Below are 15,749 nucleotides of genomic sequence, written 5' to 3' on the forward strand. Positions count from 1 at the left end.
AAGGCTTTGTTACAATTATCTTAATACGATTTCTTAAGATTGGAGTTATGGCATGAAGAAATTTCTTTCAACACTTGGAATGGCTTTGATTGGAGGAGTATTTGGTGGGGCACTTATGCTCGCTCTTTTATCGCAAGAATGGAGTATAACTAATATTCTTATCAGCGTAGTTTGTTTCCTTGCTTTTTATATTATACATATTATTTTACATGAAGGGGGACATCTTATTTTTGGAAAATTGACTGGCTATTCGCTTGTTTCCTTTCGCGTTTTTTCCTGGATGGTTGTTGCCACCAAAGACGGTTTAAAGTGGAAAAAGCTGCATATGCCAGGTACATTAGGCCAATGTTTAATGGCTCCTCCCAAATATGTGAAAGGCAAGTATCCCTTTAAGTTGTATTTATGCGGCGGAGTTATCATAAATTTTCTCAGTAGTTTAGTGGTTGGCGGCATTGCTTGGATTATATATGGGAATGCTTTCCCTATCCCTGTCACTCTATTCGTACTCCTTGGCCTCTTCATTGGAGTAACCAATATTATTCCCTATGGTTTTAATGATGGGATGACGCTAAAAATGGCTTGGAGCAACGAAAAAAAGCAATGGCAGCTATTTAGTCAATTCTATATTAACGCCCAAACTTCCAATGGCGTTTCTTATCAAGAGCTGCCAGAAGAACTATTTGCACTGCCCGATGGCAATGATGGGAAGGATTATTTTTCCCAGTGGGGACTGTGCATGCAACAAGTTCGCGCAATGGACCGCCTCGATTTTGAAGAGGCAAAAAGAATTAATGACATACTGTGGGCAAGGAAAGACGAGTTAATCCCCCTTTTCCGGGTGGAGGTTGCCAAAGAGCGCTTGTTTTTGTTAACTGTACTGGATGGTGACAAGGAAGAAGTCCAATCTATTTATGAGAATAAAGAAGTCAAGCGTTTCTTAACAATCAAACAGATGAGCAATAAACGAATTGCAGCAGCGTATGAAATGTATGTAAATGGCGATCATGATAAAGCAGCTGCGCTTTGCGAAGAAGGCGCTCAGTTGGAGAAGCATAATCCGAATATGACGGATATTGTGCTGGAGAAGCGATTGATGAAGACTTTGTTGGCGGGATGAGTTTTGGTGGGGTGGAATTGAGTTGGGTTGGAGGGTTGGCTGATTTTGGCTCGGGTTTGGCTGATATTTTCCTAGTTTAGCTGATTTCTCCTCTGCTTTGGCTGATATTTTCTCCGTTTGGCTGATTCCAACTCCGCTTTGGCTGATATTTTCCCAGTTTGGCTGATTCCAACCTCCCTTTGGCTGATATTTTCCCAGTTTGGCTGATTCCTCCCCCACTTTTCCCAATAATTAATGGATAATGAGCATAGTTTATTCTCTACTCATCATCCATTCGAATATTTATCCAATTGCTTATGGTTTTTGATACTTTCTTCCTCTATTTTCTCCTATACTTCGCAAATTCATTTTCACTAGCATTTTGGCAGCTGTTTCACGTGAGGATATATTGGCAAAGTTCCGGAATTCTTTATTGGTAATAGTGGCTTTTATTAATAAAAAATAATCGTTCACTGTTTGGTGATGGGCATTTTTATCATATGTGTTGCAGTGAGGGCAGAACCATTTGCGTTTTTGACGTATCATTGCAAATTTTTCACAGGATGGGCATTGTACGCCTGTGATGAGGTCGCTTTGTGGGATTCCATATTTTCTTAGTAGATCAATACTTTCAGGAGTGTTATTTTTCAGGAGATTTTTGGATACTTTGCGGAGGAGCTTCCCTTCTACCACAGTCACTTTATATTTTTGAGAGAGATTGTCCCATTTTTCTATAAAACTATGACTATGAATGACTTTATCTCTGATGGCTGGACTTCCTTTTAATACAGTGGATGAACTACTGAATATTATGATGAATTCGATGGGGATTGGCGGGAGATTGTGCAGTTGAAAGTACTTTTGCAATTGACGTTGATGCCTTTTGGCTTGGGAAATTGGATTAGAATAGCCTTCTACCTTTTCATCTACTTTGCGAATCATCTGATTAAAGTTAGTGTCAATCTCTACTTCTCCATAATAGTTTTTGCATTCAACAATAAGTGCAAATTTTTGCGTGAGGATGAGGTAGTCCATCTGAAAATATGTTTTTCCATCGTAAAGACGAAGATTATGAATGATGAGGCAATCTTTGTCTGGCAAAAATTGAAAGTAATACTTCATATCTTTCTCACCCCGATAGCCTGCTAATAACTTCCTTAAATCTTCCACTACATTTGGTCTCAGCCTATACGTTTCTTTTAATCTTTTGACCAGAATTTCCGTTGTTTTTAATCTATTACTCTTACAAATTTCGTTTATAAACAATTTACCACTTCCTTTCTCTAGTTCATTTATTCTATTTGTTTGCTTGAAAATCCTTTTTGGTGGGGAGAGGGAAATTGGGTTGGCTGATATTTCTTCAGTTTGGCTGATTCCAACCTCCCTTTGGCTGATATTTTCCCAGTTTGGCTGATTCCACCATTACTTTGGCTGATATTTTCCTAGTTTGGCTGATTCCAACCTCCCTTTGGCTGATATTTTCCCAGTTTGGCTGATTTCATCCTTACTTTGGCTGATATTTTCCTAGTTTGGCTGATTCCAACCTCCCTTTGGCTGATATTTTCCCAGTTTGGCTGATTTCATCCTTACTTTGGCTGATATTTTCCTAGTTTGGCTGATTCCAACCTCCCTTTGGCTGATATTTTCCCAGTTTGGCTGATTTCATCCTTACTTTGGCTGATATTTTCCTAGTTTGGCTGATTTCATCCTTACTTTGGCTGATATATCTCGCACTCTAGCTGATTCCACCACTACTTCAGCTGATATTCGCCAACTTCATCCAAATTTACTGTCATCTCCGCTGATTTCCTCGCCTGCTTCAGCAAAATCTACCTCAATCCAGCCAATTCCACCCATATTTCAGCCAATTCACACCGAACTTCTCCAACCAACCGCCCCGCTCAATTCCCCACTCCTTAAGTCAAACTACCTCAAAACTCTTCATACTCAGCTGGATCTTGATCGGCAATGCGGCCGTCAGCTCGGGTTAGGCTGAAAATTTTATTCATTTCGGCATCGTTCAGTTTAAAATCGAATATCTCCAAGTTTTCTTGTTGACGTTCAGGGGAGCTTGATTTTGGGATTGGTAATGCTCCTAGTTGGGTGTGCCATCTAAGGATGACTTGGGATATTGTTTTTCCATGTGCTTCTGCTATTTGTTTAATTGTTTCGTTTTCTAGAACGTTATTTGCGCGGCCGAGTGGGCTCCATGATTCGGTTACGATACCGTTTGCTTTATCGTAGGCCAATTGTTCTTTTTGAGAGAAAAATGGATGGAGCTCTACTTGATTAATGCTTGGCAGTACGCCAGTTTCCTTTTTCAAGCGATCGAGATGCTCTGGCAGGAAGTTACATACGCCGATGGAGCGAATGAGTCCCCATTTTTTGGCGTCAATCAAGGCTTGCCATGCCTCTACATATAAGTCCGTTTTGGGGTTTGGCCAGTGAATTAAAAATAAATCGTAATAATCTAATTTGGTGCGGTATAGTGATTCTTGGATGGTATAGATGGCTTTGTCGTATTGATGATGGCGTCCTGGAAGTTTGGAGGTAATAAATAACTGTTCTCTGCTTACGGTGCTGCGGCGAACTGCTTCTCCAACTGCGCCTTCGTTTTCATAATTGAATGCAGAATCTAGTAACCGATAGCCCATGTCTATTGCTGATGTCATGGCCTGAACCCCAGTTGCTCCTCGTAAATTATAGGTACCAAGACCAATTGCTGGAATAACAAGACCGTCATTAAGCGTGATTTGTGGAATGGTTGTTTGCATGATTATATCCTCCTTCTATGAATTAGAAAAGATTTCCTCTTCAAAAAAAGTATAGTGGAAAACTTGTAGCTAATTCTAGTGATATGCTTCCAGCAAGTTATCTTTACTTCAAAATATTTCTTCATTTTCCAAGACAGTATGTTAAAATATAGGATATATATTAAAAAATGTATAGGGAGGGAAAAAGTATGAAAAGCACAGGAATTGTTCGTAAAGTGGATGAATTAGGTCGTATTGTTATTCCAAGAGAATTGCGAAGAACATTAGGAATTGAAATTAAAGATCCTTTAGAAATTTTTGTCGAAGGGGAAAAAATTGTCTTCCAAAAATATAAAGCTTTTGAAGAATGTGCCATTACAGGAGAAGTCTCCCCCGATAATATCACGGTTGGTAATGGAAAGCTTGTGTTAAGTAAAGAAGGCGCAGCATTATTAATGAAAGAGTTGGAAACTGTCTTTGCAAGTGAATCACAAAAGTAAACTTTATAATAGGACAATTCCACCTTTTTCTATCACATCGGAATTGTCTTTTTCTTTGGAAAACGACTCATTAAGAAGGACAGTCCCTCACTTAGGAGGAACTGCACGCTACTACATTTCTGCCTAATTTCTTTGCCTTATACAGCATTTGGTCACTCTCTTTTATTAATTCATCTAGTGATTTCCCAGCAGAAAGACCGCCTATTCCAACAGAAACAGTTACTTTCCCATTAGGCTGAGTCTCTTCCCCAAAGAATCGATAATCCTCCACATTTTTTCGAACTCGCTCTGCAATATTTGCAGCTGTATGCATATTCGTTATTTTGGTAAAGCACATAATAAATTCCTCACCGCCATATCGGGCAAAAATGTCTTCTTGTCTCATCGTATCATTTAATAGCTGCGCAATTGTACGTAGTACAGCATCACCAGCTGGATGACCATGGATATCGTTATATTTTTTGAAATAATCTACATCCATCATGGCAATGACAATGGGGACATTATTCTGCATTAGCTTTTCAACATTTGTCCGAAAAAAACGAATATTATATAAATCGGTCATACTATCATGTCTTGAATGATATTCTAGTTCTTTTCGTAATAACTGTTTTCTGCTAACACTATTTTGCATAAGAAAAATGCAGAGAACAACAACGAGTTCAAATACTATAAGTAATATTACTGTCATAAACGAAACATGGGTCGTCTGAAGAATAAAAAATAGCCTTAGGATCTGGTAGCAGAAAAATGCGCTCAGCATATGCTTCATATTTATAATGGAATATGGTGGATTATAAGACTTCTTATCTTGAAAAAAAGCGCCTATTATAAATGGCAGAATAATTGCCTGAAATATCCCATCCATTACAAGGGTGCCTCCAAGCTGATAGCGATATAAAGCTGGTAAGATGGTCGAGATTAATCCATATTTCCATCCCAATAAATAAGAAATATAAAAAATCGGAACACCTCGTAAATCCAATCGCACTTCCCCATAAATTAGTGGCTCCCACATGGCTGCAATACTTAATAGACTAACAAAAATTGGAGTAACCCACATATACTTGAGAATATTTTTATATCGCAAGACAAGATATTCTTTTAACTGCAGTACCAAAAACATAAAAGCAATTATTAATGTCATATTATTCAAAAAAGCATGGAACGTTATTTTAATGTCGATCACCCTATTTTCATGTAATCTCTTGCTGAATAGCGAATGATTATCCACTCTAGTTATAATGGAAACTATTCCAACTTTCCTCCTTTTACTGAAAAGGATGCCAATTTCTAAGGGATTATTTATTTAAGAAGATTTATAGAGGAAGCACTTTAACTATTAGAAAGGAAGCTATCCTAAAACCAGCATTTAATGACGCGGTGCAAAAACCATTATCATCACACCTAATAAACAAATTCCTGCCCCTAACCAATCATATATATCTGGTGTTTTTCTATCTATCCCCCACCCCCATAATACGGAGAGAATGATAAAGATACCTCCATATGCAGCGTATACTCTACCAAAAGACATAAAAGATTGGAAGGTTGCAATAATACCATATAAAATGAGCGAAATCCCGCCAAAAATTCCCCAATAATAGGGTTTTCCTTCACGAAGCCATTGCCAAATAAGATAGCCTCCACCAATTTCGGCTATGCCGGCGATGATAAATATAAGAATTGTCATGTCAAACCACCTAATTCTAGTATTTCCTTATATTATACCAAATCGAAGGCTGTTTAATGGTCGCTTTCTTTCCTGCTTCTTTTCATTAATTTCACTGTGAATTGATGAAATAATAGGAGCGTGACATAAAGAACTGGATACGTAAATATAGAATATGATTGCTTCCAACCATTTAAATAGAAGGTACCACTCCAAATAAATATCGTTTCAAAGATCATGGCAAAGACGCCCCAGACAAAAACATAGAGTATCTTATTCCTGAGCTTCTTTTTATACGGAAAGCAATTAAGAAAAATAATATTGACCGCAGGATAAATTCCCAGAATATAGATAAAGCTATCCCAGTCAGGCCCTTTTTCAAAGTAACCATAAATATTATATTTCAAACTAAGATAGATATCTGTAAGTAACTGAATTAACATTGCAAATAGTGTTGTTGTCAACATTTCAATAGGAGTTAATCGTTTTGGAATGCTATATGCTATCGTATTAAATAAAAGTACAATAAGGATAAGAACGAGCATGGAATAGACTCCGATCTATAATCTATACTAAATGTTCCTTCTTATCCTTGCCGAAATCAGATAAATTACTCATCTTCTTGCCATTTCATAAATAGTTTTGTAATTAAATATCCACCATTATATAGAAACAAATAAATCAGGAAAATATGAAAAAAGTTAACCCATTTATATGGTTCAAATAACCCCATGCTTGTCAACAATGGTTTAAAGCCAAAACCAAAAATGGCTGCTAAAATGACGGCATATAGATAGAAGTTTTTTTCGTGTTTTAATGTCCATTGAAATACTAGCATAACCGCGACTGGAATAATCGACCCATCTAGCGAAAAGCTTGGTAAGAAAGGAAGCATCTGATATGGATAGGCCCATAACCCAAAGCGAATACCAGTTGCATCTGCATAGAAAAATAACATATGCACGGCGAATCCAAAGAAACCAATGATGAAAATCCGCTTGCGGTCAATGGTAAAATATAAGACGATCAGGGGAACAACTAACATAAGCAGCACCACCCAAAATTGCCATGAATCTATGTTTGAATACAAACTCCAATACTCTTGCGCCTCTTTTGTATATTTTTCTTGAATGGAAACTAATCGATCAAAAAAGGAACGTTGTTGGTCATTCATCTGATCACCTCAGGAATTATTTTCATTTTTGTAGTATGAGCTTTTTTTTAGAAAATATTTCTCCCCTGCAAAGCTTATTAAATTAGAAGAATAGGGAATGCTTCCATTAATAGAGGTTTGTTCGATTAAGATTAGCACTGGAGGTCCGATATGCATCATCGAATTTGGAATAATCCTGCTTATTTTCGTTATCTTTTCTTTATTCTCTTTATCATTAGTATCATTTTAAATCGCTATATTCTGCAAAACCATGATAATTATTTTATTTTATATATATTATGCTCTATTTTTCTGGGACTCGGCTTCTACAATAGCTCTCTTTGGAAGATTGTAATGTTGACATTTCTAGTTGTTGTTTGTAGATTTTTTTTCATTCCAGAGCCACATGCTTCATCTATTCTTACTTTTATTACCTATTTATTAACCTATCTTCTTATCACGTTCATATCCGTTGCCTTTATGTCACGCGTGCAAAGAGTGATGGAAGATAATTTAGCCTTAACAAAAGTACTTTCCAATGCACTCGACTCCCGAGATTCCTATACGATGCACCATTCGAAAAATGTCGCAAAATATGCCATGCAAATTGCCGAAAAAATGGAGCTCCCCCATCATTTATGTGAGGTTATTCATATCGGCGGATTACTGCATGATATTGGAAAAATCGGCATCCCCGAATCTTTATTAACAAAACCAGGAAAGTTAACAGCAACTGAATATGAATTAATAAAAAAACATACAACAAAAGGGTATGAAATCATTAAACATGTTAAGCAATATAAAAATAGTGGGATATTGGATATTGTTTTATATCATCACGAGCGCTTTGACGGAAAAGGTTATCCGCAACACTTAAAGGGAGAAGAAATCCCATTGCTCGCTCGTATCGTCGCAGTTGCAGACACCTTTGACGCGATGTCTTCCGGTCGCGTTTATCGAAAAGAAATTCCTTTAGAAGAAATTCTTCACGAAATTAGGCTGAACAAAGGAAAGCAGTTTGATCCAAATGTGGTCGATGCCTTTCTCGCTCTTTTTGAAGAAAAAAACAAACCATTTACAGCTGATTCATAAATTAGTGATTTCCTTAACAAGATCTCAGCAAATCCATTGACTTCTCCAAAAAAATATGCGAAAATCCAATAGTTCGCATACGAACAGTTCTGATAAAAACTATTAGAAAGGGAGAAAAATTCAGATGAACGGGTCGTTAAATAATGAATTAATCCGCTCCTATTCTCGTATTAATAAAGCCTATAACCATCTAGTGCACCTTGATGCGAAGAAATTGGATTTAACAGCCGTGCAGTTAAAAACGCTGTACAGAATTTATTTCTGCCCTAATATCGGCATTGGAGAACTTGCAACAAAACTATCTTTAACCAAAAGCACCGTTAGCGGTGTTATCGATCGACTATCCCAACGACAATTAATTGAACGAACCATTCCTGAAAACAATCGTCGATCGGTCAACATCCAACTAACTGCAGAAGGTCAGCACGTCATGCAGCAATATTTCGCTGGGACTTCTATTCTAGCAGGAAAAGTAAGAGAAGTTATGCAGCTTCCAGAGGAAGACATAAACAAATTACTTGAGCTAAATGAAAAAATACTGACCATATTAAATGAAATTGAGGAGGAACAACCATGAATAGTAAACGCATGATTTTATTAAATATTATCCTATTGATTGTGTTAGTTGGCGGAGGTTTTGCCGGCTATTATTTCTACGACCAATCTGTTTCCTATATCAAAACAGATAATGCTCAAATTGCTGGACAACAAATCAGCATCGCATCACCAGCAACAGGTAAATTAACGGATTGGAAAGGCGAAGCAGGTACTTCTTTTAACAAAAACGAAAAAATCGGTACTGTAGAGGTTGTAACAGAATCAGGTACAACTAAAATGGATATTACTGTTCCAGAAAATAGTACCATTGTTCAATCTAGCGCTGTCCCAAATACATTTGTTGCTGCAGGAACTTCCCTTGCTAAAAGCTATGATTTAGAAAATCTATGGGTAACAGCAAATGTCGATGAAACAGATATTAACAAAGTAAAAATTGGGCAAGAAGTTGATTTATATGTAGATGCCTACCCAGAGACTGTTTTAACAGGAAAAGTAGACAGCTTAGGACTTGCAACAGCAGGAACATTCTCCCTTCTGCCAAGCAACAACAGCTCAGGAAACTATACAAAAGAAACACAAGTAGTTCCGGTAACAATCTCTATCGATAACTACGGCGGACTAAAACTAATTCCAGGTATGAACGTTTCCGTAAGAATTCATAAGTAGGTGATGGATATGACCACTTACATCACAAGCTATATTATAGGAAGCATCCTCCTTCTGCTGATCATCAATCTTTTTTTACGAAAAAAGAAGACAATAGCAAAACCAAACCGCGTTATGGAAGATGCCAAGAAGGAAAATGACACCACGTCATCCCTTACAAAATCAGAGATGGTAAAACAAGAAGAGTCGTCGGATACCATAGAGCATGCAGATGCAATGAAAGAAGACGGTGAAGATGGCGTAGCAGAAGCAATGGAAACAAATGAAGGAATATCCAATGAAAAGGAACGCCTTGCTAATGCTGTCGAATCTAACGAAATAGCAGATGAAGAGGAGCAAGCAGCTGAAGCCAAAGAATCAAAAAAAGCAAAAGCTCCTTATAAACCACTAGAAACGGCCGAAGAAATCAACCGCGGTAAAGTGATTGTTGCCCTCATGCTAGGTGCATTTGTCGCTATTCTGAACCAGACTTTACTAAATGTGGCCATTCCACATATTATGAACGATTTAAATGTATCAACAAGCACCGTCCAATGGCTGTCCACTGGATATATGCTGACAAATGGTGTGTTTATCCCAATCACTCCATTTTTAATCAATAAACTAGGAACACGGAAACTGTTGATTTCAGCAATCTCCGCGTTTACCATCGGATCCATTGTCTGTGCGACCTCTGTTGGATTTTCGATGCTTCTAATTGGGCGTATCATCCAAGCAGCAGGCGCCGGTTTATTAATGCCACTTTTAATGACCGTCTTTTTAATTATTTTCCCGCCCGAAAAACGCGGAACAGCAATGGGGATTATGGGTGTCGTCATGATTTTCGCACCAGCCATTGGGCCAACTTTATCAGGCTGGTTAATCGGTCATTATTCTTGGAGAGTCTTATTCGAGCTTGTTATTCCAATCGGCATTCTCGATTTAATTATCGCTATTCTGTGGATGAAGGATGTAACAAAAGTATCCAATCCAGTCTTTGATACGATTGGCTTTATCACTTGTACAGTCGGCCTAGGCTCCTTGCTTTATGGTTTCAGCGAAGCAGGAAATAACGGATGGGATAGCAGAGTAGTTGTTCTTTCTCTTGTTATCGGAGTAATTTTCTTATGCCTCTTCGTCTGGAGAGAACTTACAACAGAAGCGCCTATGGTAGACTTACGTGTATTCAAATATAGTATCTTTACTTTAACAACATTAGTAAGCATGATTGTCAATATGGCGATGTTTGCGGCAATGCTGCTTTTACCAATCTATTTGCAGAATATCCGCGGCTTCACTGCCCTCGATTCTGGATTATTAATGCTGCCAGGTGCGATTGTAATGGGAATCATGTCACCAATTTCCGGAAAACTTTTTGACCGCTTTGGGGCAAGACCACTAGCGATCATCGGTTTAATCATTACGGTTCTGACTACATGGGGCTTCACTCAATTAACGATGCAGACATCTTACTCTCATCTCATGATGCTTTATATTTTCCGGATGTTCGGGATGTCATTTATTATGATGACGGTTATGACAGAGGGAATGAACCAGCTCCCATTAAACTTAACGAGTCATGGAACTGCTGTCTCCAATACAGCCAGAACAGTTGCGGGAAGTATTGGTACTGCCTTCTTAATCACAGTCATGACCAATCGTACCGCTTTTCATCTAGATAACTATAACAACATTATCTCGTCTGCCAACCCATATATTGCAGAGAAATTTGCTCAGCTTGGTCAAGGTTTAGCTGGTCTCACAGGACTTCCAACCGGAGCAGGTCAAACCTTAGCAATCTCTACAGTTTATGGAAAAGCAGCTCAAGCATCTACAATCAGTGGAATTAATGACGCTTTTATTGTAGCTACGATTATTGCGAGTGTTGCATTAGTGCTATCATTTTTTATCCGAAGAGCTACTGCAAGTTCGAAATAAAAAATTAAAAATAGGAAAAAATCCCGAAGCAGAAGATGGTGCTTCGGGATTTTATTTTTTGAAAAGAAAACTGGTTTATGAAAGAGTGTCGCAAGATAGAAAGTTAATTTTTTTAGCAATATTGTTATTAATATACTGAAATAGAGGAGATAATCAGCAAAAATAACGGTTTATCAGCCAGACTTTAACAGATATCAGTAAAAGGGAGAGCGGAATGAGCCAACCTGGGGAAATATCAGCCAAAGCAGAGGTGGAATCAGCCAAACTGAGAAAATATCAGCCAAAGTAAGGGTGGAATCAGCCAAACTGGAGATATATCAGCCAAAACAAAGTCATGGCTGCCACACGAAAAAGCACCTCTCAACGAGATGCCTTTTCCCCATAATACCCTTTAATCAGCTGATCCATCACCCAGTTTGTTCTTGCTCCACTTTCGCCTGTGCTTGGGCTAGTGCCTTTTCCAGTTAACTCATCCACCATCAATTGAATCATAGGCTGCTGAATATGACGTGGATTTTCAATTACCCACTCTTCCGTTCCTTCTGATGTTGTTAAAGTAATGGGACCATTCCCAAAGGTTGCAAAAGTCAGTTTCCCTTTGCTTCCGACAATTTCGTTTTCGTCCACATGGTCATATGCGCCAAAACACCATGTTCCTGTTCCATGCACACCTGATTCAAATAGATAATTGCCGGTCACCATGTCTTCTGCTTCGTAGCTGCCATTTTGGTTGGTTGCAAATCCTTCTGCCTCCTTAATCGGTCCAAGCAGAAAATCCAGAATATCCAATGTATGACTTGCTAAATCAAGGAATAGTCCACCGCCTGCAAGTTCTGGCTGCACTCTCCATGCTTGATCATCTTTCAGCGGCGGCTGGTATTGGATTGTCCGCACAAAGCGAATATCCCCAAGTACACCGCTGTCGACTATTTCTTTTATTTTTAGAAAAAGAGGAAGTGCGCGACGATAATAGGCAACAAATAAAGGCACATCTGCTCGTTTACATGCTTCAATCATCTCTAGGCACTCTTGATAATTTCTTGCCATTGGTTTTTCTACATACACTGGTTTCCCTGCTTTTGCGGCAAGAAGTGCATATTCTTTATGAAAAGCTGGTGGGGTAGCGACATAAACAGCATCGACATCTGGATCATTTATTAGTGCTTCGCCATTGTCATACCATTTAGGAACATGATGACGCTCCGCATAATCCTTAGCCAATTCACCATTGCGGCGCATAACTGCCACTAGCTTTGAATTTTCCGCTAATTGAAAGCCTGGTCCACTTTTTACTTCTGTCACATCTCCACAGCCAATAATTCCCCATCGAACTTCGTTTTCTATCTTTTTCATCTATTTTTTCACCTCTCCTTCTTATTCGCTCTCCGTCTTTGAAAACCCTTCATTTTTTCAAAATTTGTCTAGTCAATTCAAATTTTTATCGCTTGCCCAGGGTAAATGAGATCCACATTTTTAATCTGTGGATTTTTTGCTTGGATGGATGAAAGGCTCATTCCATAGATTTTGGCAATTTTCGTTAACGTTTCTCCACTGGAGACGATGTGTACTGTTTCTTGCTGCGGGTTAATCCATGATCCTGGTTTTCCTGCTATTTTCGTGACATTTATCATTCCTTGAGATTTGTTAAAAATCGAGTATATTCCTGGCTTGACGATTCCCTTTTTATTTTGGCCAGCTTTAGCATCTGCCGCTGTTAGAAAGGCACCTGTTTCCTGCTGAACAGTATACTTATTCGCCTGCACTTTTTCCGTGTCCCAATGCCCAGGATTTTGCATAATCTGATTCCGGTCAATGTTGACGCCCTCTAGGATGATATTATTTTCATATTGATACATATGAATAAAGGGAGCGACTTCTCCGCGTGACCATGCATAGGTCTGCCATAAGTAATCAACCTCCCCCTTCATGGTATGCATCACTGCATAGGAACCGTATACTCCTATTTTATAAGATATCAGCTCCTTTTTCACAGCTGAAAAGTAAGCTTGGATCTGGGCCATTTGCTTTCCTGTAACCTCACAATCAACTGCAAAGTAAATAGCAGTTCCTTCTGGCTGCCCAACTGCTTTTGCCCACTTTTCTGCGTCCTTCCCATCTACTGTTCCTTGCTTTTCTGTAAAATAGGAAATCTTATTAGCGCTTTTTTGAAAAATACTAATCAGCTTTATTCCCGCCTTTTGAATTACTTCTGCCTCTTTCTTATTAAAGGACTTCCAGCTATCTCCTAAATAGCGTGCAGCATAGCGAAACCCTGCTCCATACAAGTCTTTTGCCATTTTTTCTGTTAACTTGGTAGCACAATCAAAGCCCATTGTCATTCTGAACCACTCCTTTTCTTTTTATATAGAAAAAAAGGAAATAAATGGTCAGCACTATTTCCATCTGTAAATGCATGTTGTCCTTTAGTGAAACTATTATCTGAAAAAAGTGAACTATCTCTTCCTCCTCCTATCTATATTGGCGAGGAAAAGAAGTTATTCTTTGTTGCTATTTAAGAATCATTAAAGAGTATGAATAATTCATAACTGGAAAGCATAACCATTCCTAATTTTGCACATCAAGTAGTTGTGCCGGAACAAAAAGGATATTGACATCTTTATTATTCAATTCTATCATGGTATTGTACTAGAGTTCAGAAAAACATACTCGAGTTTTATTTTATACAACAGGAGGATAAGAAGAATGACAAATATTAGAGCACATCCCATCGACATTAATGGAAATCAATTTAGTAGAGCCGGATTTGTCCTCGTTTTAATGATTGGTACTTTTTTAACTATCATAAACCAAACGTTATTGGTCACAGCTTTGCCAAAGATAATGGTTGACCTAGACATTAGTGCTATTAATGCACAATGGCTCATTACTGCGTTTATGTTGATCAGTGGCATCATGATTCCCACTTCAGCATTTTTGTTAAATACAATAAATAATAGAAAATTATATATGGCAGCAATGGTAAGCTTTGTAATAGGCACAGTAATCTGTGCACTCAGTCCTACATATAACATACTGTTATTAGGACGTATCATCCAAGCGGTTGGTTCAGGATTAATTATTCCTTTAATGCAGACATTAATGTTTTTAGTATATCCAGTTGAACGGCGAGGAGAGGCTATGGGGTTAGTAGGAATTGTTATTGCATTTGCTCCTGCTATTGCTCCCACTTTATCTGGATGGATTGTTGATTATTTTAATTGGCGATACTTATTTTATATAATTCTCCCAATTGCTGTGATTAACATGTTACTGGCATGCTTCTATTTGAAAAACGTCATTAATTTAACTAAACCGAAGATTGATATCCTTTCTATTATGCTTAGTAGCCTAGGTTTAGGTTCCCTGCTATATGGGATTAGTGTTGCAGGGAATATAGGGTGGCAAAATAAAATTACAGGGTTCTCTTGCGTAGCTGGCCTCCTAATCATAATTTTATTTTCCCATCGACAATTTAAACTCACTCAACCCTTTTTGGAGTTACAAGTTTTTAAAAGTAGAACATTTACATTGTCTACAATGATTGTCTCTATTATTTTTATGACTATGATTGGATTTGAAGTTCTTTTACCTATTTATACACAAACTATAAAAAACTTTTCAGCACTTCAATCGGGGCTAATATTATTTCCTGGTGCGATTGTACTGGGTATTATTTCTCCAATATCAGGGAAATTATTTGATAAGTTTGGCGTTAAAAAAATATCAATAATAGGCATGTTCATTCTAGCGGCAGCAACTTTTCCATTCTTATACCTCACTAACAATACAGCTACTTGGTGGATTGTTTGTCTTTATTCTTTTAGAATGCTAGGTATGGGATTTGTCATGATGCCTTTAGCCACTGCGGGAATAAATGCATTGTCTAATGATTTGATAAGTCACGGTTCTGCTATTAATAATACTGTTCGACAAGTGTTTGCCTCACTAGGATCTGCAGTCATGGTTGGGGTTATGTCAGCTACTGTGACCAAATATTCAAGCTATTATGAAGACTCTTCCTTTATTCCGTTGTTGAATGGTCTTAAGAATGCCTTTATATCCGGCTTCATTCTAATCGCCATCGCATTTGTATTATGTTTTTTCATAAAGTCTCCATCAATTAAAGCTGAATAAACAGTATCTCTTCTATTAAATAATCCCCCTTACGGACACTCTTTTAAGTGTTGAAGGAGAAAGGATATCTAGAAATTCGATATGGCTTTGAAATTTAGAGATATGGGAGGAATTATTATGACTATTTAAATCGACTCACAAAAGTTCAATCTATTAATCTATTTGTAACTTAAGAACTCTTAACAAACAGTGATCTAAAATCAGGCGT

Annotated in this window: 15 protein-coding genes; 7 read left to right on the plus strand and 8 right to left on the minus strand. The window is 37.9% G+C overall.

Annotation, left to right across the window (positions count from 1 at the left end; all coding sequences use genetic code 11):
• The first annotated feature begins 52 nt into the window (after positions 1 to 52).
• Complete coding sequence (locus tag MHH96_RS03360; protein WP_341116682.1) at positions 53 to 1,117, plus strand: hypothetical protein; 1,065 nt, start codon at positions 53 to 55, stop codon at positions 1,115 to 1,117.
• A 294-nt stretch (positions 1,118 to 1,411) separates the two neighbouring features.
• Here MHH96_RS03360 and MHH96_RS03365 read toward each other — a convergent pair whose 3' ends face one another.
• Together MHH96_RS03365 and MHH96_RS03370 are read right to left on the minus strand one after the other, a co-directional pair.
• The gene (locus MHH96_RS03365; protein ID WP_047942603.1) at positions 1,412 to 2,362 is read right to left on the minus strand and encodes a nuclease-related domain-containing protein; all 951 of its coding nucleotides are present in this window, start codon (positions 2,360 to 2,362) and stop codon (positions 1,412 to 1,414) included.
• A 665-nt stretch (positions 2,363 to 3,027) separates the two neighbouring features.
• Positions 3,028 to 3,870, minus strand: coding sequence for an aldo/keto reductase (locus MHH96_RS03370; RefSeq protein WP_328283022.1), 843 nt, complete (start codon positions 3,868 to 3,870; stop codon positions 3,028 to 3,030).
• A 188-nt stretch (positions 3,871 to 4,058) separates the two neighbouring features.
• On the opposite strand from MHH96_RS03370, the gene MHH96_RS03375 reads away from it, so the two are divergent.
• Positions 4,059 to 4,349, plus strand: coding sequence for an AbrB/MazE/SpoVT family DNA-binding domain-containing protein (locus MHH96_RS03375; RefSeq protein WP_047942606.1), 291 nt, complete (start codon positions 4,059 to 4,061; stop codon positions 4,347 to 4,349).
• A gap of 91 nt (positions 4,350 to 4,440) precedes the next feature.
• On the opposite strand, the gene MHH96_RS03380 is transcribed toward MHH96_RS03375, so the two are convergent.
• From MHH96_RS03380 to MHH96_RS03395, 4 genes are all read right to left on the minus strand, one after another.
• The gene (locus tag MHH96_RS03380) at positions 4,441 to 5,496 is read right to left on the minus strand and encodes a diguanylate cyclase (RefSeq protein ID WP_341118098.1); all 1,056 of its coding nucleotides are present in this window, start codon (positions 5,494 to 5,496) and stop codon (positions 4,441 to 4,443) included.
• A gap of 225 nt (positions 5,497 to 5,721) precedes the next feature.
• Positions 5,722 to 6,042, minus strand: coding sequence for a YnfA family protein (locus MHH96_RS03385; protein WP_047942607.1), 321 nt, complete (start codon positions 6,040 to 6,042; stop codon positions 5,722 to 5,724).
• A 53-nt stretch (positions 6,043 to 6,095) separates the two neighbouring features.
• Positions 6,096 to 6,566, minus strand: a complete 471-nt coding sequence (locus tag MHH96_RS03390) for a CBO0543 family protein (RefSeq protein ID WP_047942608.1) — start codon at positions 6,564 to 6,566, stop codon at positions 6,096 to 6,098.
• A 65-nt stretch (positions 6,567 to 6,631) separates the two neighbouring features.
• On the minus strand, positions 6,632 to 7,195 hold the full coding sequence (locus MHH96_RS03395; RefSeq protein ID WP_328283024.1) for a CBO0543 family protein: 564 nt from the start codon (positions 7,193 to 7,195) through the stop codon (positions 6,632 to 6,634).
• A gap of 150 nt (positions 7,196 to 7,345) precedes the next feature.
• Between MHH96_RS03395 and MHH96_RS03400 the strand changes: the two genes are divergently transcribed.
• From MHH96_RS03400 to MHH96_RS03415, 4 genes are all read left to right on the plus strand, one after another.
• Entirely contained in the window at positions 7,346 to 8,266 is a 921-nt protein-coding gene (locus MHH96_RS03400; protein ID WP_328283025.1) for an HD-GYP domain-containing protein, read from the plus strand.
• A 124-nt stretch (positions 8,267 to 8,390) separates the two neighbouring features.
• A complete protein-coding gene (locus MHH96_RS03405; RefSeq protein WP_047942612.1) occupies positions 8,391 to 8,843 on the plus strand; it encodes a MarR family winged helix-turn-helix transcriptional regulator in 453 nt (150 codons plus the stop codon).
• Positions 8,840 to 9,490: an HlyD family secretion protein gene (locus MHH96_RS03410; RefSeq protein ID WP_341116685.1), complete on the plus strand. Its 651-nt coding sequence runs from the start codon at positions 8,840 to 8,842 to the stop codon at positions 9,488 to 9,490. Before MHH96_RS03405 ends, MHH96_RS03410 begins: the two co-directional genes overlap by 4 nt.
• Before the next feature lie 9 nt (positions 9,491 to 9,499).
• Positions 9,500 to 11,407 (plus strand): DHA2 family efflux MFS transporter permease subunit, encoded by a 1,908-nt coding sequence (locus tag MHH96_RS03415; protein WP_341116686.1) that lies wholly within the window; start codon positions 9,500 to 9,502, stop codon positions 11,405 to 11,407.
• 360 nt (positions 11,408 to 11,767) lie between these two features.
• Here MHH96_RS03415 and MHH96_RS03420 read toward each other — a convergent pair whose 3' ends face one another.
• Together MHH96_RS03420 and MHH96_RS03425 are read right to left on the minus strand one after the other, a co-directional pair.
• Positions 11,768 to 12,760, minus strand: coding sequence for a Gfo/Idh/MocA family protein (locus MHH96_RS03420; RefSeq protein WP_341116687.1), 993 nt, complete (start codon positions 12,758 to 12,760; stop codon positions 11,768 to 11,770).
• Between the two features lie 77 nt (positions 12,761 to 12,837).
• Positions 12,838 to 13,746, minus strand: coding sequence for a glycoside hydrolase domain-containing protein (locus MHH96_RS03425; RefSeq protein WP_095320438.1), 909 nt, complete (start codon positions 13,744 to 13,746; stop codon positions 12,838 to 12,840).
• Between the two features lie 364 nt (positions 13,747 to 14,110).
• Between MHH96_RS03425 and MHH96_RS03430 the strand changes: the two genes are divergently transcribed.
• Positions 14,111 to 15,541: an MDR family MFS transporter gene (locus tag MHH96_RS03430; protein ID WP_047942617.1), complete on the plus strand. Its 1,431-nt coding sequence runs from the start codon at positions 14,111 to 14,113 to the stop codon at positions 15,539 to 15,541.
• The last annotated feature ends 208 nt before the right edge of the window (positions 15,542 to 15,749 follow it).

Origin of the sequence: Niallia sp. FSL K6-0212, from assembly GCF_038007605.1 — a bacterium.
Taxonomy (GTDB): Bacteria; Bacillota; Bacilli; order Bacillales; family Cytobacillaceae; genus Niallia; species Niallia circulans.